This window comes from Kribbella hippodromi (genome assembly GCF_039531045.1).
Classification (GTDB): domain Bacteria; phylum Actinomycetota; class Actinomycetes; order Propionibacteriales; family Kribbellaceae; genus Kribbella; species Kribbella hippodromi.
In genome coordinates this window covers 168,823-189,588 of the sequence record NZ_BAAAPH010000010.1, presented here as the reverse complement: position 1 = coordinate 189,588, position 20,766 = coordinate 168,823, and the positions used below count along the sequence as shown (strand labels likewise).

Genomic DNA, 20,766 nt, shown 5'->3' with positions numbered 1-20,766 from the left:
CACCGCCCGCGCCCCGGGACCCACCGCCCGCGCCCCGGGTATGCGTCTGAGGGGCTGACCCCTGAGCTGGTGGGTTTGGCCGTGAGATTCTCGGGGGTCAACCCACCGTCTCAGGGGCCAGCCCCTGAGACGGCGGGCGGCGGGTGCGGGCGGCGGCGTGGTGCCGGCGTGGGGTGGGGTCGGTGTGGGGTGGTGCCGGTGTGGCGTGGGGTGGGTGGGGTGGTGCCGGTGTGGGTGGTGCCGGTGTGGGGTCGGGTGGGGCTGGTGTGGGGTCGGGTGGGTGGGGTGGGGGCGACCGATCGTGGTTAGCCGGGTAGTTCGAAGCCGGCGAAGAGGCGGCCGCCGTGGGGGGAGAGGATGGTGTCTACCTCGTGCACCAAGTGGTCGTCGTCGGTTCGTAGGCCGGCGAGGAGGGCTGTGGCGTGGGTGGTGCCGTGGGTTGTGTCGTAGCGGGTGAGCTCGCGTAGTAGGCCCTTGCTGGTGCCGGACCAGTGGCCGGTGCCTAGTAGGAGCAGGCGGGCTGCTTCTTGCCAGAGGGTTGACTTGATGGCGAGGCGTACGTCGGGGGTGGCGCCGGGTAGGTCGTTTAGTAGGTCGGTGATGGTGTAGCGGAGGAGGTTCAGCTCGTCCGGTGACAGGGGGCGCGGGCCGGCCGCGACCTCTGCCAGGTACTCGGCCTGCAGGCGGGCGCCGGAGCCGTCGGTGTCCAGCAGCACCACGGATTCGCCGACCAAGCGCATCATTGTCGGCTGGCGCCGTTCCTGGTCTTTGTCGGCGAAGTAGCGCAGTGACTTCTCGGTGTGTACGAACAGCTCGACCGGCCAGCCGCCGTACTCCAGCGACTTCCGCCGCGGTGCTGGTGGGCCGTCCAGTAGCACGGTGATGTCCAGGTCGGACCCAGGTCCCGCATCCCCCCGCACCACACTCCCACCGAGCCAAGCAGCCCGAGCACCGGGGTACAGCTCTCGCACCAGCTCCAACGCAACATCCATCACGACAGTGTCAGCCACCGAAGCAGTTCCCGGTACGCGTTTACGGGCGGAATGTGCCCGCCGATGTAGTACCGACGCTCCGCATGAGGCACGGCCGCCGCCAGGTGATCCGCGTACTTGCCAGCACGCTCATCGCCCGAACCGTGCCACAAGGACACCGGCACCCGGATGTCACCCAGCTCGAACCCCCACGGCTTGGCGAACGCGATCAGGTCGTCCAGCCACCCGTCATGACTGGTGACAAACGTGGCGGTAAGACGGGCCATAGCCGCCGGATCTTCCCGAGCCGGCGGCCCCGGAGCAGCACCCGGGTCAGGCGGGAACTCAGGCCCGCCCACTTGCACCGCCTCCATGATGTGACGGGCGGTCTCCTCCAACTGCGTACGCAACTGCTCTCCATCACGCGCAGCCAGCCAGGAGGTGCGGTTGCGGCGAGGATCCGCTTGTTCGTCCGCCTCAGTAGGCTCCGGTCCGTCAACAACAGGTGGCGCGATCCCGCCGCTCACCGCGCACCGCGTCACCCGGTCCGGCAGTAGCGCGGCACAAGCGAGCGCATGCGGTCCACCACCGGAGCCGCCGGTCACCGCGAAGCGCTCCCACCCGAGTACGTCGGCCAGCGCGGCAGCGTCTTCGACTACTGAGGCCACCGTCCGGCCGGGCTGCCGGGTGGAGCCGCCGTACCCGGAGCGGTCCGGGACGGCCATCCACAGACCGGAGGCTGAAATGGCTTCTACCGCATCGGGGCGTTTCCAGCGGGTGCTGGGCGACCCGCCGAAGGACATGGTGGGTATGGCGCCCTCGGTGCCGTACACGTTGTAGTGGATGATCCGGTCGCCGATCCGCAGCATCAGCGGAGCGTAACCAACCGGCTAGAGCTAACCGAATCCGCAGTTATCAACCTGAGATTCTCGGGATTCGAGATGTGGTGATGGTGGTGGAAGGATGCGGCCTACGTTTTGTCGGCTGTGTGATTCGAACCTGTCAGGAGTGCTTGTGACTTCCTCGGTCGCCGGGACCGTCTCGCCCACCCGGCAGGCGTTGCGCCGGGTGGGGCGGGATCGGAGCGCGCGGGTCGGACTGGTGCTGGTGGTGCTCCTTGTCGTGATCGCGGCGGCGGCCCCGCTGCTGGTCAAGCTGGCCGGCCAGGACGCGACCACGTACCACATCGACCTGCTCGACCCGGCTCGCGGCAACGCGCCGCGTGGGGCGCTCGGCGGCGTGAGCGGCAGCCATTGGTTCGGCGTCGAGCCGCTGACCGGCCGGGACCTGTTCTCGATCGTCGTCCTCGGCCTCAGGACCTCGCTCTTCATCGCGGTCGTGGTGACCGTGATCACCGCGGTGGTCGGCACCCTGGCCGGTATCAGTGCGGCGTACTTCGGCGGCTGGTACGACGCGGTCCTGTCCCGGCTGCTGGACTTCCTCTTCGGCTTCCCGCAGCTGGTGTTCATGATTGCCCTCGGCATCATCGTGCCGGCCAAGTTCCCGCGCTGGCTGCTGCTGATCCTGGTGCTGAGCTTCTTCGGCTGGGCCGCCCTGGCCCGGTTGATCCGGAACCAGGCCCGCTCACTGGTCGCCCGCGAGTTCGTCGAGGCGGCCCGCAGCGTCGGCTCGTCCGGCTGGATGGTGATCACCCGCGAACTCCTCCCGAACCTGCTCGGCCCGGTCCTGGTGATCGCCACCCTCGCCATCCCTGGGTACGTCGGTACGGAGGCGGCACTGTCCTTCCTGGGCGTCGGCGTACCACCGCCGACCCCCAGCCTCGGCCGCTCCATCTCGGATTCGATCGCCTGGGTGTACACGGGCGCTGACCCGTGGTTCCTGCTCTTCCCCGGCGCGATGCTCTTCCTCGCCGTACTCGGCTTCACCTTGCTCGGCGACGGCGTACGGGACGCGTTCGACGTGCGGCTGCGGAGGACGAACTGATGCCCGATCTCGTCTGGTTCATCGTCCGCCGCCTGTTCGCGGCGCTACTCGTGATGCTCGCCCTCAGCCTGGCTGTCTACCTGGTCTTCTACGCGATCCCCGCCGACCCCGCGCACCTGGCCTGCGGCAAGCCGTGTACGCCGGACCGCTTGGAGCAGGCCCGCCATTTCATGCAGCTCGACCAGAGCACCCTGCAGCAGTACCTGCAGTTTCTAAAGGGCATCTTCGCCGGGCGAACGTTCGGTGAAGGTACGGCGGCCGTACATTGCAACGCACCGTGCTTCGGCTACTCCTTCCCCCTGGCCCGTCCGGTGACCACGCTGATCCTGGACCGGTTGCCCATCACCGCCTCGATCACCCTCGGTGCCGCCGTGCTCTGGCTGTTGATCGGCGTCTCACTAGGCGTGATCGCCGCACTCAACCGCGGCCGCCTACTCGACCGCCTGGCCGTCGGCATCGCACTGGTCGGTGTCTCAACCCCGTCGTTCCTGCTCGGCCTGCTGGCGATCCTGGTGTTCGGTTTCTGGCTGAACATGGTCCCGGTCAACGGATACGTGCCGTTCGGCGAGAGCCCGGTGGATTGGGCGTGGCACCTGATCACGCCATGGATCGTGCTCGCAGTACTACAAGCGGCCGCGTACATCCGGTTGACGCGCTCCCAGATGCTGGAGGAGCTGAACCTCGACTACATCACCACTGCACGGGCCAAAGGCGCCGGCGAGACCAGAGTGGTGCTGACCCACGGCCTGCGCGGCGTACTGGTACCGGTGATCACGCTGTTCGGCCTGGACCTCGGCAGTCTGCTCGGTGGTGCCATCCTGACGGAGAAGGTGTTCAGCATGCAGGGTCTCGGTGACCTGCTGATCAGTGCCGTCGGGCAGCTGGACGTTGCCGTGGTCGTCGGCGTGACGCTGTTCGCCGCGTTCCTGATCATCCTCGCGAACCTGGTGGTGGACATAGTGCACGGTGTGCTCGACCCGAGGGTGAGTCATGGCTGACCCGGTGCTGGAGGTGCACGACCTGCACGTCACGTTCGCGACCGAGGGCGGTCCGGTGCCGGCCGTGGACGGGATCGACTTCGCGGTCGCGGCGGGGGAGACGCTCGCGATCGTCGGCGAATCCGGTTCCGGCAAGAGCGTCAGCTCGGCCGCCGTGATGGGCCTGCTGCCGTCGAACGCGACCGTCACCGGCGAGGTGCTGCTGGACGGCCGCGAACTGATCGGCCTGCCCAACGACGAGCTCCGCAAGATCCGCGGCAACGACATCGCGATGGTCTTCCAGGACGCGCTGTCGGCGCTGAATCCGTACTACAGCGTCGGCTGGCAGGTCGCCGAGGCGTACCGGCTGCACCACGACGTGTCCAAGAAGGACGCGCACCGGCGGGCGGTCGAGATGCTCGGCAAGGTCGGCATCCCGGACGCGGCCCGGCGCGCGGAGAGTTACCCGCACGAGTTCTCCGGGGGAATGCGCCAGCGGGTCGTGATTGCTATGGCTTTGGTGAACAACCCGAGGGTGCTGATCGCGGACGAGCCGACGACCGCACTCGACGTCACCGTCCAGGCGCAGATCATGCACCTGCTGGACGACGTCCAGGAAGAGTTCGGTACGGCGCTCGTACTGATCTCGCACGACCTCGGGGTGGTTGCCGAGGTCGCCGACGACGTCCTGGTGATGTACGCGGGCCGCGCCGCCGAGCGCGGTACGGTCCGCGACCTGTTCTTCCGGGCCGCACACCCGTACAGCCTCGGACTGCTCGGTGCGATGCCGCGTGTCGACGTACCGCCGAAGCGACGACTGACCACGATCCCGGGCAGTCCACCCACGCCCGGGTCGATCAGCACCGGGTGCCCGTTCCAGCCGCGCTGCGCGTACACGCATTTGGTCGGCGAGCGGTGCATCACCGAGCGTCCCGAGCTCACGCCCCGTCCAGGTGAAGGCGATCATGAGGCCGCATGCCATCTGGGTCGCCGTCCGGAGCCGCTGCTATGACCACCGAGCTGCTGAACCTCAAAGACGTCAAGAAGTACTTCGGTCTGCGCGGCGTGCCGTGGCAGAAGGCGCAGGCGGTCCGTGCGGTCGACGGGGTGAACCTCGTGGTCCGCAAGGGCGAAACGGTCGGTCTGGTCGGCGAGTCCGGTTCGGGCAAGTCGACGCTGGCCCGGGTCGCGACCCGGCTGCTCGACCCGACCACCGGCCGGGTCGAGATCGGCGGCAAGGACGTCACGAAAGTGAAGGGCCGTCGGCTCCGTCCGGTGCGCCGGCAGATCCAGATGGTCTTCCAGGATCCACAAGCGTCGCTGAATCCGCGTCAGTCAGTCGGGACCATCCTCAGTACGCCGTTCCGCGCGCAGGGGATCAAGCCCACGCGTGCCCAGTTGGTCGAGCTGCTGGAGCAGGTCGGACTGGCCGAGCAGCACCTGGAGCGGTACCCGCACGAGTTCTCCGGCGGCCAACGGCAGCGGATCGGCATCGCCCGCGCGCTGTCGGTCAAACCGGACCTACTGGTGTGCGACGAGCCGGTGTCCGCGCTCGACGTATCCGTGCAGGCACAGGTACTGAACCTGCTGGCCGACCTTCGCGACGAGCTCGGCCTGTCGTACGTGCTGGTTGCGCATGATCTCGCCGTAGTTCGTCAGGTCGCCGACCGGCTGGCTGTGATGTACCTCGGCACGATCGTCGAGGAAGGGCCGGCCGATCAGGTGTACGCATCGCCCGCCCACCCGTACACGAAGGCGTTGCTGTCCGCGGTGCCGGTGCCGGAGCCGGGGGTGGTCCGGGACCGGATCGTGCTGACCGGCGACGTACCGACTCCGATCGACCCGCCGTCCGGATGCCCGTTCCGGACCCGCTGTTACAAGGCCGAGGACGTGTGCGCGACCGAACGACCGGTGCTGGAGCCCGTGGCGGGGTCGACCGAACACCGGGCCGCCTGCTACTTCCCTGAGCCCCCCCACCTCTGAGAGGACCCCATGAAACGCAAATCCCGTGCGGTCGCGCTAGCGGCCGTGCTCGCGCTGGCAGCGGCCGCCTGCAACGCCAACAGCAAGTCGACGCCCAACGCCGGCAGCAGCGCGTCCGCGGCCGAGCCGGGCGGTACGTTCCACGTGCTGAGCACCAGCAAGGACATCAGCCTGGACCCGGCCAAGAGCCAGAACCTCGGCACGAGCAGCATCCACCTGGTGCTGCGCGGCCTGACCTCGTGGAAGACCTCGCCGGACAAGGCGGCCGAGCTGGTACCCGACCTGGCCACCGACACCGGTCAGGTCAGTGACGGCGGCAAGACCTGGACGTACAAGCTGAAGTCCGGTCTGAAGTACTCCGACGGTTCGCCGATCGTTGCCGCGGACATCAAGTACGGGATCGAGCGCTCGTTCGCCCCGGAGCTGTCCGGCGGGCTGGGCTACCACAAGTCGCTGCTGGTCGGCGGCGAGAAGTACACCGGCCCGTACAAGGGTGGTGAGCTGGCGTCGATCGAGACGCCCGACGACACCACGATCATCTTCAAGCTGAACAAGCCGTACGGCGACTGGCCGTGGATCGTCAGCATGCCGGCGTTCTCGCCGGTACCGAAGAAGGCCGACACCGACCCGGCGCACTACGGCGAGAAGCCGGTCGCCAGCGGTCCGTACCAGGTGCAGTCGTACACGCCGGGCTCGAAGCTGGTGCTGGTCCGCAACCCGAACTGGGACAAGTCGACCGACCAGGCCCGTACTGGTCTGCCGGACTCGATCGTCACCGACATGGGCCTGCAGCCGGATGTGGTGAACCAGCGGCTGATCGCGGACTCCGGCGACGACAAGTTCTCCGCCGCGACCGGGGTTTCCGTACCGGCCGCGCTGATCCCGACGATCTCCGGCAACCCGGCCGTCAAGGCGCGGGTGGCCACGTCACCGTCCGGTGCGCTCGCGTACCTCGCGATGAACACGAAGCGGCCGGCGCTGGCGAACCCCGAGGTCCGCAAGGCGATCGAGTACGCCGTGGACAAGCAGGCCGTTCAGGTCGCGGTCGGCGGCCCGGAGTACGGCGGCGACATCGCCTCGACGCTGATCACGCCGGGGATGAACGGCTACAACAAGTACAACCTGTACGAGGCACCGCCCGCCGGTGACCCGGAGAAGGCCAAGCAAATGCTGCAGGCCGCCGGCGTCAGCAACCTGAACCTCGTCCTGGTCGCCGACAGCACCTCGAGCGGCGTGATCGGCCTGGCGGTGGCCCAGGCGATCCAGCAGGGACTGAAGCGGGCCGGCATCAACGTCACGATCAAGCCGATGGACAACACCCCGCTGACCGACCTGATCACCGGCAACAAGCCGGACTTCGACCTGACCGTGTCCAGCTGGCTGCCGGACTTCCCGAGCGCGATCGGCAACATCCAGCCGCTGATCGCCTCCTCGGAGATCGGCAACGGCGGGTACAACATCTCCCGGTACTCCAACTCGGCCGTCGACTCCGCGATCGCTGCGGCCACCGCCGAGCCGGACCTGAACAAGTCGGCGTCGATGTGGGGAGCGGTCGACAAGCAGGCGATGGCGGACGCGCCGTTGGTGCCGCTGATCTACGCGCGGAACGCGTTCCTGCACGGGTCGAAGGTGCAGAACTTCTACCTGCCGCCGTATCCGCCATACCCGAACGTGCTGATCGTCGGGCTCAGTAAGTAAGTGGTTCAGGTCCGGCCTTCGGATTCCTGAGCTTCGAAGAGGGTCGGCTGGGTCTCGGCATCGAGTCCCCAGTCGGCCCGCATCACCGTGTACCCGGCCTTCTCCGCGGCCGCGATCACCTTCGCGTCGTCGTCGACCAGGACGGCGACCGGGCGCTGTTCGGCGAGGCGTTTCAGCCGCCCGAGTTTCATCAGCATCGACGGCCGGCGGTCGGTGTTGCCGCGCATGTACAGCTTCCCGTCCGGAAACCCGTTGTCCTTCAGCCACTTGGCCGTTTCCCGCCGCAGCCGCTCCGGCCGGCCGGTCAGGTAGACGATCTCGTGGTCGGCCGCCAGCGTGGTCGCGACCGCCAGGCCCTCGTCGAGGACCGCGTCCTCCTTGGCGTGCGCGAAGAACGAATCCCAGTCCTTCGGCTTCTTCTGCAGGAAGTGCACCCGTTGGCTGGTGTCGGACAAGGTCGCATCGATGTCGAGCACGGCGTACGGTCTGCCGTCCGCGGATTCACCCATGCCGTCCAGCTTCCCAGGTGGCGCGGTCCACTCCGTACAGCACCTCACCGAACTCGGTTCCGGGCAGCGGGTCGTCGAAGTGCTCGTGGTACACCTTCAGGAACCGGAGCCCCGACCGCCGCATCACCGCCCGCGAGCGGTGGTTGACCGCCATCGTGTCCGCGACCACGCGATCCATCCCGAGCTCGGTGAACGCTTTCGCGATCAGTGCCTTGGTGCCTTCGGTCGCGTACCCCTTGCCCCACGCGGCCCGGTTCAACCGGTACCCAACCCCAGCCGTTGTCGGCTCATCCGTCGGCTGCAGCCCGAACCACCCGATGAAGCCGTCCGCCGACTCGGCCTTGAACGTGCCCAGCCGCGGATGCTCGGCGTACACCTTCAGGATCTCCGGGAGCACCACGTCCTCAACCTCGGCTCGCGGAGTTGGCTCACCCGTCAGGTACCGCATCACCTCCGGATCGGAGTCCAGCTCGACCAGGAGCTCGGCGTCGTCGGGCGTGAACCTGCTCAGCACCAGGCGGGAGGTCTGCAGATACGCGGTCACCACCGAATGGTAGGCGGTCAATGACTGTCCGGAGTGTGGGCGGTGTGGGGGTTTGGGGGTGTTGGGTTGGGCGGTTGTCGGTGCCGCGGGTTAGCGTTCTGTTCGCGATGGAGAAGTCGATCACGTTCTTGCACAGCTCGGACTGGCAGCTGGGGATGATGCGCCGGTTCCTCGGGCCGGACGGCCAGGCCCGGTGGGGTCAGGCGCGGCTCGATGCTGTCGCGCGGATCGGCACGGTCGCGGAGCGGACCGGGGCGGCGTTCGTGGTCGTCACCGGGGATGTGTTCGAGCACAACCAGGTCGAGCGGCAGACCATCCTGCGGGCCTGCGAGGCGCTGAAGCGAATCCCGGTCCCGGTGGTGCTGCTGCCCGGCAACCACGATGCGCTCGAGCCCGGCTCGCTGTGGACGTCGAGCCAGTGGCAGGCGCACGCACCCGAGCATGTGACGGTCGTGACCGGCACGGCTCCGATCGAGATCGTTCCCGGCGTCGAGATCGTCGGCGCCCCCTGGCGGTCCCGGCGACCGCTGTCGGACCCGGCCGCGCCTGGGTACGCGGACCTGGCGCCGGTCGCGGACGGCACGGTCCGGATTCTGCTCGCCCACGGCCAGCTGACCAGCTTGTCCGGCGGCATGTCCGAAGTGCCGACGATCGACCAGGCCGCGCTGGAGGCGGCGGTCACGGACGGCCGGCTGCAGTACGTCGGGCTCGGCGACCGGCACTCGACCACCCAGGTCACCGACCGGATCTGGTTTTCCGGGACGCAGGAGGTGACGTCGCCGGAGGAGGACGCACCGGGCAACGTGCTGAAGGTGACCATCGGCGACGGCATCGACGTCGAGCCGGTCCGAGTCGGTGCCTGGCACATGGTCGACCACCGGGTCGAGCTGTTCGACGCGGAGTCGATCACCGCACTCGAGGACTGGTTCGCCGAGCTGCCGGACAAGGAGCGTACGTACATCCGGCTGGCCGGTGACGGATCGCTCGCGCTGCCGTTGCTGACCCGGCTGGACACGATCATCGACGCGCAGGGCGAGGTGTTCGCGAGTGTCGAGCGGTGGGCCAAGTTCTGGACCGTACGCCCGGCTCCGGACGCGGCGGACTTGGAGTCGCTGCAGCTGAGCGGCCCGGCCCGGGCCGCGATGGAGGAGCTGCGGCAGGCCCTGGCCGGCGGCGACGAGGGTGCCGGCGCGGCGCTCTCGCTGATGCATCGATTGGCGCGGGACGCGGGATGAGATTACACAGCTTGGCGCTACGGGACTTCCGTGGCGTCAAGGACCGCATTGTCCGGTTCCGCGCGCTCGGTACCACCGTGGTGGTCGGCGACAACGAGGTCGGGAAGTCCAGCCTGGTCGAGGCGTTCGGGCTGATCTTCGACTTGCCCGACGACTCGAAATCGACCCGGATCAAGGACATCCAGCCGGTCGGCCAGGACGTCGGGCCGGAGGTCACGGCCGAGTTGAGCCTGGGCGGGCGCGAGCTCACGTACACGAAGCGCTGGCTGAAGAACCGGTCCACCGAGCTGACCATCGTCGAGCCGGACGGCCGGCGGCAGTCCTGGACCGGACGCGAGGCGCACAACGAGGCCGAGCGGCTGTTCAGCCAGAACGTCGACCCGGTGCTCTGGCAGACCTTGATGGTCAGTCAGGGGCAATCGTTGGTGCTGCCAACACCGGCGGACGCGGAACCACTGATCACCGCGGTGACGGCCGAGTCCGGTACGCCGGTCGACGGCGCGTCGATGCCCTTGGTGACAGCGGTCGAGCACGAGTACCTGCGGTACTGGACGCCGCGTGGTAAGCCGACCGGTGATTTCGCCCGGTCCGCGAAGGCGGTGACGACGGCCGAGCTGAGCGCGGCGCAGGCACTGCAGGCGATGGACGAGGTTCGCGCCGACATCCGCCGGGCCGAGCGGCTGAACCTTGATCTCGAAGACGTGACCGCCCGGCTGACCGATCACCTCACCGGTGTCGAGGAGCTGCGCGAGCGGAAGAAGGCGACCGACGAGATCCTGCTCCGCCGCGATTCGGTCCGGTCCCGGGCCGAGACGGCTCGTGCCCGGCTGGAGAACCACACGCGGACGCGGCTGGACCGTGAACGGCTGCTGGACGAGGTCGAGCGATTCACCAAGTACGAGGCTGAGCTGGCCGCGCGGCGTGGTGATGCCGAGCTGGTGGCCCGGACCGCGGCCGAGACCGTACAGGCGGCCGAGGCCGCGCTGGCGGAGGTCGTCGAGCTGAAGGACCTCCGGCGTACGGACGTGCAGGCGGCCGAGCGCCGGGTCGCGGATCTGATGGATCGGGCCGAGCTGGATCGGCTGATCGGTCAGCAGACGGAGCTGGTCGACGTCCGTGCCCGGATCGCGGCGGCGGGCACGATCCTGGACCGGATCAAGGTCGACGACGCGATCGTCGCCGGGCTGGAGGACGCGCGCGCGGCGGTGGTCGAGGCTCGTGCGGCGCTCGCCGCCGGCGTTCCGGAGGTGACGGTACGGCGCCTCGGCGCGGAGCCGGTCGAGCTGTCCGGCACCGGGCTGTCCGCGGCCGGGTCGCCCGGAGCAGTGTCGCCCGGAACAGGGTCGTCCGGAACTGGGTCGTCCGGAGCTGGGTCGTCCGGTAGTGGGCGGTCCGGGGCCGGGTTGGACGGTGCGGACGGGCTTGTGCCGGGTGAGTTGGGCTTTGACGAGACGGCCGAGCTGCTGGTGTCGGGCGAGCTGGTCGTCGGGGTGCCGGGCCAGCTGGAGGTGACCGTCCGCGCGGGCGGTGAGGCGGCGACGTTGCGGTCGCGGGTCGACGACGCGGTCCGGCGTGAGAAGGATCTGCTCAAGAAGGCCGGCGTGAAGGATGTCGCGGCTGCCCGCGACCTGCTGCGCAAGGCGGACACCGCGACCGCGGAGCTGAACGAGGCGCGCCGGACCGAGAAGTCGCTGACCGCCGGGGGCGACCCGGGGGAGCGGATCGCGGTCCTGACCGCGCGGCTCGGCGTCGGCGAAGAAGCCGAAGCCGAGGAGACCGGTGGGAAGCAGCCGGCGGTCGAGGGCGTACCCGGGCAGATGTCGCTGTTCGAGGAGTTCGCCTCGCCGCACGACACGTTGTTCGACGACTTCGAGGTGCCCGAGCCGGAGCCGGACGATCTCGCCGGTGCCCAGCGGACCTTGGACTCGGCGCGCGAGGCGCTTGCGGAGGCGGAGCGCTTGCTGTCGGACGCCGAGTTCGCGGTGGCCCAGGCGCGCAAGGCCGCAGACGAGGACCGGTCGGAGGCGCAGAACGCGCGCGCCCGGTCGGAGCTGGCAGGCGAGCGGCTGGCCGCAGCGGTCGAGGAGCTGGAAGCGGCGCGGGCGGTGCTCGATGATGACGCGGTGGCCGCTGCTGAAACCGAGGCGACGGCCGAGGTCGAGGCGGTGCTCGACGAGCTGACCGTCGTTCAGGAGCAGGTGGATGCGGCCGGAGCGGATCAGGTCGCGGGCGAGTTGACGCATGCGCTGGCGGTCGCGACGCGGCTGCAAGGCGAGCGCGATACCTTGCGGGACGCGTTGCGTACGACGGAAGGCCGGCTGGAGCAGTCCGGGCGTGATGGCCTCGCGACCCGGCGAGACGTGGCGGAGCTGGAGCTGGCGGCCATCCGCGCCGAGCACGAGAGCCTCGCTCGGCGCGCGGAAGCGGCCCGACGGGTGTACGAAACGCTGAGCCGGCATCGCGCCGCCGCGCAAACCAAGTACTCCGAGCCGCTGCAAAGCCGGATCGAGTCACTCGGACGCAGTGTGTACGGGCCGTCCTTCCGGGTCTGGCTCGATGACGATCTCGCTGTCGCGGAGCGCGAGCTGGACGGCGTACGCCTCCGGGTCGATGCACTGTCGACGGGTGCCCAGGAGCAGCTGGCGATCATCACCCGGCTGGCGATCAGCCACCTGGTCAGTACCGGCGAGGGCAGCGTGCCGGTGATCTTCGACGACGCGCTCGGCTGGTCGGACAAGGCCCGGCTGCGCGACATGGGCGCACTGCTCGGCCGCGCGGGCGATCACGGGCAGGTCATCATCCTCACCTGCATGCCGGATCGGTACGAGTACGTACCAAAGGCGACCTTCATCAAGCTGGACGGCTGAATCGAGCCGGCCGGCGAGCCAAGCCGGCCGGCTGAACCGAGCCGGCCGGGTGACTCAGGCCGGCCGGATGATGCGCTCCGGTGCGGAGTAGACGACGCAGCGGTCGCCGCGGACGAAGCCGGCCAGGGTGACGCCGAATTGGCGGGCCAGGTCTACGGCCAGGCTGGACGGCGCGCCGACCGCGACGATCATGCCGAGCCCGGCGGCGACGGCCTTCTGGACGATCTCGTAGCCGATCCGGCCGCTGACGGCGAGGACGGGACCGGCGCGGCTGTGCTGGTTCAGAACGGTCCAGCCGACGACCTTGTCCACCGCGTTGTGGCGGCCGACGTCTTCCTTCACCACGATCTTGCTGCCGTCGGTGGTGAACAGTCCGGCCGCATGCAGGCTTCCGGTACGACTGAACATCGGCTGTGCTTCGCGGAGCAGCTCGGGCAGGCGGCGTACGACGTCGACGGTGATCTCGACCGGGTCCACCGGTGCGTAGTCGCGGTCCGCGAGTTCGTCCAGGCTCTGTTGGCCGCAGACGCCGCAGGCCGCGGACGTGACGCCGTACCGCTGCGGTGGTTCGCGGTCCGGAGGAGCGTCGAGGGCGACCGTGACGGTGTTGAACTGCTGCTCGCGGGTGAGGGTGACATCAGTGCAGTAGGCAACGGTCCGGATCGCGTCCGGGCGGACCGCGAAACCTTCGCCGAGACAGAACCCGGCGGCGAGCTCGAAGTCCGCGCCCGGCGTACGCATCGTCACGACCAGCGGCTCCGGTGGCCGCCCAGGCCACTCCAGCCGCAACTCGAGCGGCTCCTCGGTGGTGACCAGATCCTCACGCCGCGACGTACGCTCCCCGTCGAGCACCTCGACCTTGAACCTGGACGTCGGCCCCTTCGTCATACCTTCAACAGTAGGCGCTTACCAGCCGCGACGTACTGCCAGCCAGTCGAGGAAAGTCCAGGCGGAGAGGCGCTGGTGTTCGCGGAGTGCGGGCGTGCAGCCGGGTGGGGGTGGGTTGTCGAGGTGGTTCATCATGTACGCGGCGATGGCGGCGGCGAACGTGTCGAGGTGATCGTTCGGTACGTCGGCGGTCAGCGGACTGCGCTGCACCGCGCTGAAGGTGTCGATGCCGTGATGCTGCGCGAGCGGGAGCAGACCGGCCCAATCCACCCAGCGTGGGCCGAGAGTCAGCCAGTTCCAGTCGACGGTCCAGCAGGTGCCGGACGCGTCGATCAGCAGGTTGTCCGGGCGCAGGTCGGAGTGCGCCGCGTTGTCACCGACGATCACCTCCGGAGCGGCTTCGGCCAGGTCAGCCAGCTCCGGCAGTACGCGTGGCAGCCAGTCCTGCAGCCCGGTCGGCAGCGGCAGCTCACCGGCGAGAATCTGCCGTGGCACGGCGGCATCGCCACCCGCTAGCTCCCCGAACGACCCCAGCCCGTCCAACGGACTCGGATGCAACGCGTCCGCCATCCGCTCACACGTCGCGGTCACCCGGAGGAAGTCCTCCTCCGTCCACGGCGTCCCAGGCATCCGCCCATCCACCCACTCCGACACCACGGCGAACCACCGCCGTTGACCGGAGGACTCACCGGCGGCGGAGGTGGACGTGCTGCCGGCGGACGCGCCGCTCACCTCGACCGTGGTGACGATTGCCGGGGCATGGATGGCCGCGGGCAGCTTGGCGACCACCTCGGCCTCACGCTGGTACGCGTTGAACGCATGCACGTTTTCCGGCGCTGCCTTGATGAAGATCTGGCGGCCGTCGTCGAGGGTGGCGCGGGCCGCGAAGCCGGCGGTGAAGCCGGAGCTGACCGGTCGCGCCACCGACTTGATGCCGGTGCCGAGCGCAACCGCGAGCGTCTCCCGCAGTGAGGCCGGGAGCGAGGCCCAGTCCGGGCGCGCGGAGGTAGCGGTGTAGTCGACATCGGGAGCGCGGCTCATGCTCACCAACCATAGAAGTACAAGGCTTTCGGCGCTCGTGGTTTAGCGTGCGGCTGTGGACGGATCGGCTGTGCTGCACGTACTCGACCTGATCGGGATCTTCGTGTTCGGGATCACCGGCGCGCTGGTCGGCGTCCGGAAGAAGCTCGACGTGTTCGGGATCGAGGTACTGGCGCTCGTCACCGGGCTCGGCGGCGGCTTCATCCGGGACGTACTGATCGGGCAGACCCCGCCGGCCGCGCTCCAGGACTGGCGCTACCTGGCGGTACCGATCGTGGCCGGCCTGCTGACGTTCTTCCTGCATCCGGGGATCGGCCGGCTGGAGCGGCTGGTGAACATCTTCGACGCCGCCGGCCTCGCGCTGTTCTGCGTGACCGGCGCGCTGAAGGCGATCGACTTCGGGCTGTCACCGATCTCGGCCGCGCTGCTCGGCGTACTGTCCGGCATCGGCGGCGGTGTGCTCCGTGACATCCTCAGCGGCCGCGTACCGGTCGTGCTGCGCTCCGAGATCTATGCCACTCCCGCGTTGCTCGGCGCCGGCATCGTGGTGGTCGCGGCGGCACTCGGGTACCACGCGGCCTGGGTTCCGATCGCCGCCGCACTGGCCTGCTTCGGGATCCGGTTGCTGGCGATCCGGCGCGGCTGGAACGCCCCGCTACCCCGCAATCCGTGACGGCGCCTCCCAGCCGTTGACCACGGCAACCAATTCCAGATAGCGGTGCCAGCGCGGCCCGCCCTCCGTACGCCGCAGCTCGATCAGCCGGGTACGCAGCTCCGGGCCGGCGCGGAGTGGATCGTCGCCCGCGAGTGCCTGGTAGCCGGTCGCGATCCGCCGTACCGATGCGCGGAAGTCCTCGTCGGACATCAGCGCGGTCAACTCCACCCAGGCGTTGAGCTGCTCTGGAGTGGCCTCGTCGGGCAGTACGGGCGTGAGGTTCTGCTGGATGCCGGGATCGGTGTCGCCGAGTGTCGTACGTAGGAAGTCCGCGACCAAGGCACGCTGCTCTGACTGGTCAGTGAGTTCGTACATGAGTTCCCTGTCCTCCGGATGCTGGGCCAGGACCTTGAGCAGGGCATGCTGCCGTTGCAGCGTACGGATCTGGATCGCCACCGCATCCGCATGAGTTGCCACGACGTCGGCGAGAGAGCGTTCGTCGTGGAGTACGGCGCCGATGGTCGGTAGATCGAGGTCCAAGGCACGCAACGTCCGGATCAGCCGCAGCCGGGCTACGGCCGTGTCGTCGTACCGGCGGTGGCCGGCGGGCGTACGGGCGTACGTCAGCAACCCGAGATCGGAGTAGTGCCGCACTGTCTTCACAGAGACGCCTGCGAGCCGCGCGAGTGCCCCGATCGAGTGGTCCATGGTCACAGCCTCACATCTGCCCTAACAGGAGATACAAGGCTAGTTGTGGGCGAAGCGTTCCTTGGGGCGGGCGAAGGTGGTGGAGATTGCTGCGACGACGGCACACGCGATACCGACGCCGAACGGTACCCAGTACGCGTTGGAGGGGCCCCAGAGGTCCACAGCGTGCCCAGCAGCCGCATTGCCTGGTGCGACACCGAAGAGTATGCCGGTGACGGTCCAGGTGATCGCCTCGGTCAGCCGCTCCGGTGGTACCCACTCCTCGACACACGCGGTGACAGCGACCATCGTCGGTGCGATCGTCATGCCGCAGCAGAACAGCACCACACCAAGCAGCCACACGCTGTCGACCCAGGGGAGTGGCGCCAGGGTGATGGCCAGCACGATGGTGCCGATGAACAGCCTGCGCTCGACTGGAGCGCGCCAGTGCACCGACCCGTACCAGAGGCCTGCCAGCAGGCTGCCGAACGCCCAGATGGCCAGTACGACGCCAGCCAGCCCCTCCTGGCCCTTCTCGGTGGCAAACGCCACTGTGATGACCTCTGCGCCACCAAGCGTCGCGCCGAGGCCCAGACCGATCAGACTGAGCAGGAGGATCGACAACCAGGGCATCGGCGGCTGTGTACCGTCCGCGGACCTGCCGCGACCAGGAGGGTCCGTAGCGCGCAGTGATGCCAACCAGATGCCGCCGGCAAGACCCAGTACGCCAGCAGTGATCAGAGCGGCGTACGGACTCCACTGCGTCGCCAGTGTGGTGACCAGTACCGGACCGACGATGAAGACGACCTCGTCACCAACCGCCTCGAGTGCGAACGCAGTCTGTAGCGCGCGGCCCCTACCGAGCAGGTGCGTCCAGCGGGCTCGTACGAACGAACCGACCTGTGGACGCGTGCCACCGGCAACGAAGGACAGCACGTACAAGACCCAGGTCGGTGAATCGCTCCGGACAGCGATGAGCAGACCGGCCAGGCCGACAGTGCAGGTGACCGAGCCGATCAGGATCAGCAGCCGCTGACCGAACCGGTCGACCAGACGGCCCTGCACCGGGCCGGTCAGTGCACCGGCGATGACGGCCACTCCGGAGACCGCGCCGGCCAGCCCGTACGAGCCGCTCTCCTTGGCGATCAGGATGACGATGCCGAGACCGATCATCGAGATCGGCATACGTCCGAGTACCCCGGCGGTGACGAAGGCTCCGGCACCGGGACGGCGGAGCAGATGTATGTAGGGCTTGAGCATGAGAGACCGGGAAGAGCTTAGGCCATCGGCGTCTGAGAAGCTTGGAATATGTCGCCTGCCCCGCACCCGATCGGCACTGCCCCGTACGACGCGGTCCTGCTGCTCTCCTTCGGCGGACCCGAGAAACCCGAGGACGTCCTGCCCTTCCTGCAGAACGTGACCCGCGGCCGGGGCATCCCGGACGAGCGGTTGAAGGAGGTCGGCGAGCACTACTACTCGTTCGGCGGCAAGAGCCCGATCAACGACCAGAACAGGGCGCTGCTCGGCGCGCTGCGGGCGTCGTTCGACGAGATCGGGCTGGACCTGCCGATCTACTGGGGCAACCGCAACTGGGCGCCGTACCTGACCGACACGATGCGCGAAATGGCCGCCGACGGTGTCCGCCGGGCAGTGGTGATCGTCACGTCGGCGTACCCGTCGTACTCGGGCTGCCGGCAGTACCGGGAGAACCTCGAGGACGCCGCGCGTGAGGTACCGGACGCGCCGCGGATCGACAAGCTGCGGCACTACGCGAACCACCCCGGTTTCGTCGGGTCGTTCGTGGAGTCCACCGCGGCGGCGCTGAGCAAGCTGCCGGCCGGATCGGCGATCGCGTACGTGACGCACTCCATCCCGACCGCGATGAACGCGACCAGCGGACCGGACGGCAACGGGTACCTGGACTGGCATCTGGACGTCGCCGCGGAGATCACGGCCGAGCTGGAGCGCCGTACCGGACAGGCCAGGCGGACTGACCTCGTGTACTGCTCGCGGTCCGGGCCGCCGCAGGTGCCGTGGCTCGAGCCGGATGTGAACGACCACCTGGAAGCGCTCGCCGCCGAGGGCGTACCGGGAGTGGCGGTGGTACCGATCGGGTTCGTCAGCGACCACATGGAGGTCATCTACGACCTCGACACCGAGGCCGCGAAGACCGCCGAGAAGCTCGGGCTGCCGATGGCGCGGGCCGCGACGCCGGGGACGGACGAGAAGTTCGTCACCATGCTCCGCGACCTGGTCGTCGAGCGCGCCGCCGCCGAACGTGGGGAGCAGCCGGCCCGGCCCTGCGCCGGCAAGCTCGGCCCGGCCTGGGACGACTGCCGCCACGACTGCTGCCCACCACTCCGCCGACCGACTCCAGCTAAGGAAACCGCGTGAGAGAGCGAAGCGAACGAGCCATCCAATGCAGCGCGTTTCGTGCCTCGTCGGCGCCCGGAACGAAGTGAGGACGTCGATGAGTTTCCCCGATCAGTTGCTGAAGCTGGCTGTCGAGGTCGCGGAGGAGGCGGCGCGGCTGATCGTCGAGCGTCGTCGCGGGCAGATCACCGTCGCGGACACCAAGAGCACGATCACCGATGTCGTGACCGCCGTCGACCGGGAGTCCGAGGAGCTGATCCGCGCACGGGTGCTGGCAGCCCGGCCGGACGACTCGTTCCTCGGCGAAGAGGGCGACGACGTGAACGGTACGAGTGGCGTGCGCTGGGTGGTCGATCCGATCGACGGGACGGTCAACTACTTGTACGACCTGCCGACGTACGCCGTCTCGATCGCGGTGGAGGTGGACGGCGAGACGGTCGCCGGGGTCGTCGTGGACGCGCCCAAGGGGGAGGTGTTCACCGCGACGAAGGGCGGCGGCGCTTTCGTGGACGGCAAGCCGATCCGGGTGTCCGGCGAGACCGAGCTGGCCAAGGCCCTGGTCGGGACAGGCTTCGGGTACGACCCGGCGCGCCGCCAGGTACAGGCCGAGGTGGTGCAGCAGCTGATCACCAAGGTCCGGGACATCCGCCGGATCGGCGTCGGCGCGATCGACCTCTGCTACGTCGCGTGCGGCCGGCTGGACGTGGTCTACGAGCGCGGCCTGAACCCATGGGACTACGGCGCCGGTGCCCTCATCGCGGCCGAGGCCGGCGCGGCGGTGGGCGGCCTGAACGGCGCACCGGTGTCACCGGAGATGTCGATCGCGGCCACCCCAGCCCTCTTCGACCCCTTCCACGACCTGATCGCCGCTGCGAACCCATTGCGCGCTTAGAATCTCCTGAGTGTTCGTTTCTGCGCAGTACCGCGCACTAATGAGCATTTCGGTGTTCGGTACTGACATTTGTGGCGACACGCGGGTCAGAGCATGGACCCAGTCGTGCATTGCGGAGCGTAATAGGGCACAATCCCGTCCTCGGGAACGGTGATTGCCGATCCCGGCCTGGCTGTCAAGGGTTTCGGGGGACGAAGATTCAGCGCGGTGCGCCGACGCGGAATTTCTCGGCCGCTCCACCCGTTCAGGGCTCAGCAGGCAACACCACGGGTACGAAGAGGGCAGGGAAACACCATGGCGACTGATTACGACGCCCCGCGCAAGACAGACGAGGACGCTTCCGAAGAGTCGATCGAGGAGCTGAAGACTCGTCGTCACGACAAGAACTCCGGCAAGGTCGACGAGGACGAGGCCGAGGCCGCGGAGAGCTTCGAGCTGCCCGGCGCCGACCTGAGTCACGAGGAGCTGGCGGTCCGGGTGCTCCCGCGCCAGGCCGACGAGTTCACTTGTTCGAGCTGCTTCCTGGTACACCACCGCAGCCAGCTCGCCGAAACGAAGAACGGGCAGCTGATCTGCCGCGACTGCGCAGCCTGACACCAGCCGCCCTGCTTCGTCTCAACGGCCAGCGGGACCGTCCCACCTCGGTGGGACGGTCCCGCTGACGAACGTTCAGTCTTCTTTCTTGACCAGACCGGTGTCGGTACCCCGGATCAGGCCCGCCGTCGCGTCCTGGACGTAGCCGGGCGGCGCGTGACCGGTCGACTTCAGGTAGTACGCGGCGGCGCGCCGCTCCGCGAACAGCTTCGCGGCAGCCGCGGCGGCCGCGCTCGCGGCGGCCCAGGTGACGACCTCCAGGTACTCGCCCTGGCCGTCCTTCGGCGGCTTCCCGCCCGAACCGAGTTTCCAGGCCGTGCTCACGGCCTTGCTCGCCGCCAGACCGACCGCCACCGTGAACGCGGCCTGTACCAGCTTCCAGCCGATCTTCGCTCCGACCACCGCAAACCCTCCTCCTGCGACTACCTGACAGTCAGGATCTTCCCACGCTGTGCCCGTCCAGAGCCGCAGCCAAGCGGTCCGGGTGGCGCGTGCCGATCAGCCAGTACGGCGCCGGGTCGCCCGGATCGGTGATCTGGACCCGGACCGCGCCGCGCAGATAGCTGCGCAGCACCAGGTACGCCTGCGGGTCGCAGTCGCGGCCGAACGCCTGCCGCGCGGCATCACCGCTGAGCGCCTCGACGGTGCCCAGGTACGACCGGTCGATCTCGGCCCGGCCGGCCCGCAGCCGCTTGGCGTCGACCTCCACCCGCGCGCCCCCGTACCGGACGAACAGCAGCACCAGCAGCGCCGCCGACACCGCACCGACGACCACACCGGCGATGGTGCCGGCCGGGACCGCGGTGATGACGAACAGCGTGATCACGGTCGCGGCGGCGATGATCCACCACGACACCGGGACCCGGAGACTCTCGCGATACGTACCCACGGGACCAGCCTGGCACGTC

Annotated in this window: 21 protein-coding genes; 11 read left to right on the top strand and 10 right to left on the bottom strand. The window is 68.8% G+C overall.

Going from position 1 to position 20,766, the window contains the following annotated elements:
• Positions 1-305: 305 nt before the first annotated feature.
• Together ABD260_RS17650 and ABD260_RS17645 are read right to left on the bottom strand one after the other, a co-directional pair.
• Positions 306-992: a nucleotidyltransferase domain-containing protein gene (locus ABD260_RS17650; RefSeq protein WP_344234664.1), complete on the bottom strand. Its 687-nt coding sequence runs from the start codon at positions 990-992 to the stop codon at positions 306-308.
• Positions 992-1,840, bottom strand: coding sequence for an alpha/beta hydrolase (locus ABD260_RS17645; RefSeq protein ID WP_344234663.1), 849 nt, complete (start codon positions 1,838-1,840; stop codon positions 992-994). The genes ABD260_RS17650 and ABD260_RS17645 overlap by 1 nt, the downstream gene beginning before the upstream one ends.
• 145 nt (positions 1,841-1,985) lie before the next feature.
• Between ABD260_RS17645 and ABD260_RS17640 the strand changes: the two genes are divergently transcribed.
• From ABD260_RS17640 to ABD260_RS17620, 5 genes are read left to right on the top strand one after another with little or no spacing between them, the layout of a single operon-like run.
• Positions 1,986-2,915: an ABC transporter permease gene (locus tag ABD260_RS17640; RefSeq protein WP_344234662.1), complete on the top strand. Its 930-nt coding sequence runs from the start codon at positions 1,986-1,988 to the stop codon at positions 2,913-2,915.
• Positions 2,915-3,913, top strand: a complete 999-nt coding sequence (locus tag ABD260_RS17635) for an ABC transporter permease (protein ID WP_344234661.1) — start codon at positions 2,915-2,917, stop codon at positions 3,911-3,913. The genes ABD260_RS17640 and ABD260_RS17635 overlap by 1 nt, the downstream gene beginning before the upstream one ends.
• Entirely contained in the window at positions 3,906-4,904 is a 999-nt protein-coding gene (locus ABD260_RS17630) for an ABC transporter ATP-binding protein (RefSeq protein WP_344234660.1), read from the top strand. Before ABD260_RS17635 ends, ABD260_RS17630 begins: the two co-directional genes overlap by 8 nt.
• Positions 4,901-5,875, top strand: coding sequence for an ABC transporter ATP-binding protein (locus tag ABD260_RS17625; RefSeq protein ID WP_344234659.1), 975 nt, complete (start codon positions 4,901-4,903; stop codon positions 5,873-5,875). The genes ABD260_RS17630 and ABD260_RS17625 overlap by 4 nt, the downstream gene beginning before the upstream one ends.
• A 9-nt stretch (positions 5,876-5,884) precedes the next feature.
• Positions 5,885-7,573, top strand: a complete 1,689-nt coding sequence (locus ABD260_RS17620; RefSeq protein ID WP_344234658.1) for an ABC transporter substrate-binding protein — start codon at positions 5,885-5,887, stop codon at positions 7,571-7,573.
• A 5-nt stretch (positions 7,574-7,578) separates the two neighbouring features.
• Here the strand turns inward: ABD260_RS17620 and ABD260_RS17615 are convergent, their stop codons facing one another.
• Positions 7,579-8,082, bottom strand: a complete 504-nt coding sequence (locus ABD260_RS17615) for a phosphatase domain-containing protein (protein ID WP_344234657.1) — start codon at positions 8,080-8,082, stop codon at positions 7,579-7,581.
• Positions 8,075-8,626, bottom strand: a complete 552-nt coding sequence (locus ABD260_RS17610; protein WP_344234656.1) for a GNAT family N-acetyltransferase — start codon at positions 8,624-8,626, stop codon at positions 8,075-8,077. Before ABD260_RS17610 ends, ABD260_RS17615 begins: the two co-directional genes overlap by 8 nt.
• A gap of 107 nt (positions 8,627-8,733) precedes the next feature.
• On the opposite strand from ABD260_RS17610, the gene ABD260_RS17605 reads away from it, so the two are divergent.
• Both ABD260_RS17605 and ABD260_RS17600 read left to right on the top strand, forming a co-directional pair.
• Complete coding sequence (locus ABD260_RS17605; protein WP_344234655.1) at positions 8,734-9,861, top strand: metallophosphoesterase family protein; 1,128 nt, start codon at positions 8,734-8,736, stop codon at positions 9,859-9,861.
• The gene (locus tag ABD260_RS17600; RefSeq protein ID WP_344234654.1) at positions 9,858-12,728 is read left to right on the top strand and encodes an AAA family ATPase; all 2,871 of its coding nucleotides are present in this window, start codon (positions 9,858-9,860) and stop codon (positions 12,726-12,728) included. The genes ABD260_RS17605 and ABD260_RS17600 overlap by 4 nt, the downstream gene beginning before the upstream one ends.
• A 54-nt stretch (positions 12,729-12,782) precedes the next feature.
• On the opposite strand, the gene fdhD is transcribed toward ABD260_RS17600, so the two are convergent.
• Both fdhD and ABD260_RS17590 read right to left on the bottom strand, forming a co-directional pair.
• Positions 12,783-13,616: a formate dehydrogenase accessory sulfurtransferase FdhD gene (gene fdhD / locus ABD260_RS17595; protein WP_344234653.1), complete on the bottom strand. Its 834-nt coding sequence runs from the start codon at positions 13,614-13,616 to the stop codon at positions 12,783-12,785.
• An 18-nt stretch (positions 13,617-13,634) separates the two neighbouring features.
• Positions 13,635-14,657 carry a phosphotransferase family protein gene (locus ABD260_RS17590; RefSeq protein WP_344234652.1) on the bottom strand — a complete coding sequence of 341 codons (1,023 nt, stop codon included), beginning with the start codon at positions 14,655-14,657 and terminating at the stop codon, positions 13,635-13,637.
• 55 nt (positions 14,658-14,712) lie between these two features.
• Here ABD260_RS17590 and ABD260_RS17585 point away from each other — a divergent pair, with 55 nt between their 5' ends.
• A complete protein-coding gene (locus ABD260_RS17585) occupies positions 14,713-15,330 on the top strand; it encodes a trimeric intracellular cation channel family protein (protein WP_344234651.1) in 618 nt (205 codons plus the stop codon).
• On the opposite strand, the gene ABD260_RS17580 is transcribed toward ABD260_RS17585, so the two are convergent.
• Complete coding sequence (locus ABD260_RS17580) at positions 15,313-16,020, bottom strand: MerR family transcriptional regulator (protein WP_344234650.1); 708 nt, start codon at positions 16,018-16,020, stop codon at positions 15,313-15,315. The two genes, ABD260_RS17585 and ABD260_RS17580, sit on opposite strands and share 18 nt — an antisense overlap.
• A 39-nt stretch (positions 16,021-16,059) precedes the next feature.
• Positions 16,060-17,259 (bottom strand): MFS transporter, encoded by a 1,200-nt coding sequence (locus ABD260_RS17575; protein WP_344234649.1) that lies wholly within the window; start codon positions 17,257-17,259, stop codon positions 16,060-16,062.
• A 48-nt stretch (positions 17,260-17,307) separates the two neighbouring features.
• On the opposite strand from ABD260_RS17575, the gene ABD260_RS17570 reads away from it, so the two are divergent.
• From ABD260_RS17570 to ABD260_RS17560, 3 genes are all read left to right on the top strand, one after another.
• Positions 17,308-18,393: a ferrochelatase gene (locus tag ABD260_RS17570; protein ID WP_344234648.1), complete on the top strand. Its 1,086-nt coding sequence runs from the start codon at positions 17,308-17,310 to the stop codon at positions 18,391-18,393.
• 76 nt (positions 18,394-18,469) lie between these two features.
• Entirely contained in the window at positions 18,470-19,264 is a 795-nt protein-coding gene (locus ABD260_RS17565) for an inositol monophosphatase family protein (RefSeq protein ID WP_344234647.1), read from the top strand.
• Between the two features lie 294 nt (positions 19,265-19,558).
• On the top strand, positions 19,559-19,858 hold the full coding sequence (locus ABD260_RS17560) for a DUF4193 domain-containing protein (RefSeq protein WP_130379292.1): 300 nt from the start codon (positions 19,559-19,561) through the stop codon (positions 19,856-19,858).
• Between the two features lie 75 nt (positions 19,859-19,933).
• Here ABD260_RS17560 and ABD260_RS17555 read toward each other — a convergent pair whose 3' ends face one another.
• A complete protein-coding gene (locus ABD260_RS17555) occupies positions 19,934-20,260 on the bottom strand; it encodes a DUF4235 domain-containing protein (protein ID WP_344234646.1) in 327 nt (108 codons plus the stop codon).
• A gap of 31 nt (positions 20,261-20,291) precedes the next feature.
• A complete protein-coding gene (locus ABD260_RS17550) occupies positions 20,292-20,747 on the bottom strand; it encodes a DUF3093 domain-containing protein (RefSeq protein WP_344234645.1) in 456 nt (151 codons plus the stop codon).
• Positions 20,748-20,766: the final 19 nt, after the last annotated feature.

Excerpts from the sequence above, each read along its gene's own strand:
- ABD260_RS17560 (WP_130379292.1), top strand. The coding sequence starts at position 19,559 with ATGGCGACTGATTACGACGCCCCGCGCAAGACAGACGAGGACGCTTCC.
- ABD260_RS17605 (WP_344234655.1), top strand. The coding sequence starts at position 8,734 with ATGGAGAAGTCGATCACGTTCTTGCACAGCTCGGACTGGCAGCTGGGG.
- ABD260_RS17565 (WP_344234647.1), top strand. The coding sequence starts at position 18,470 with ATGAGTTTCCCCGATCAGTTGCTGAAGCTGGCTGTCGAGGTCGCGGAG.
- ABD260_RS17600 (WP_344234654.1), top strand. The coding sequence starts at position 9,858 with ATGAGATTACACAGCTTGGCGCTACGGGACTTCCGTGGCGTCAAGGAC.
- ABD260_RS17635 (WP_344234661.1), top strand. The coding sequence starts at position 2,915 with ATGCCCGATCTCGTCTGGTTCATCGTCCGCCGCCTGTTCGCGGCGCTA.
- ABD260_RS17580 (WP_344234650.1), bottom strand. The coding sequence starts at position 16,020 with ATGGACCACTCGATCGGGGCACTCGCGCGGCTCGCAGGCGTCTCTGTG.
- ABD260_RS17630 (WP_344234660.1), top strand. The coding sequence starts at position 3,906 with ATGGCTGACCCGGTGCTGGAGGTGCACGACCTGCACGTCACGTTCGCG.
- ABD260_RS17575 (WP_344234649.1), bottom strand. The coding sequence starts at position 17,259 with ATGCTCAAGCCCTACATACATCTGCTCCGCCGTCCCGGTGCCGGAGCC.
- fdhD (WP_344234653.1), bottom strand. The coding sequence starts at position 13,616 with ATGACGAAGGGGCCGACGTCCAGGTTCAAGGTCGAGGTGCTCGACGGG.
- ABD260_RS17590 (WP_344234652.1), bottom strand. The coding sequence starts at position 14,657 with ATGAGCCGCGCTCCCGATGTCGACTACACCGCTACCTCCGCGCGCCCG.
- ABD260_RS17645 (WP_344234663.1), bottom strand. The coding sequence starts at position 1,840 with ATGCTGCGGATCGGCGACCGGATCATCCACTACAACGTGTACGGCACC.
- ABD260_RS17620 (WP_344234658.1), top strand. The coding sequence starts at position 5,885 with ATGAAACGCAAATCCCGTGCGGTCGCGCTAGCGGCCGTGCTCGCGCTG.
- ABD260_RS17615 (WP_344234657.1), bottom strand. The coding sequence starts at position 8,082 with ATGGGTGAATCCGCGGACGGCAGACCGTACGCCGTGCTCGACATCGAT.
- ABD260_RS17625 (WP_344234659.1), top strand. The coding sequence starts at position 4,901 with ATGACCACCGAGCTGCTGAACCTCAAAGACGTCAAGAAGTACTTCGGT.
- ABD260_RS17570 (WP_344234648.1), top strand. The coding sequence starts at position 17,308 with ATGTCGCCTGCCCCGCACCCGATCGGCACTGCCCCGTACGACGCGGTC.
- ABD260_RS17650 (WP_344234664.1), bottom strand. The coding sequence starts at position 992 with ATGGATGTTGCGTTGGAGCTGGTGCGAGAGCTGTACCCCGGTGCTCGG.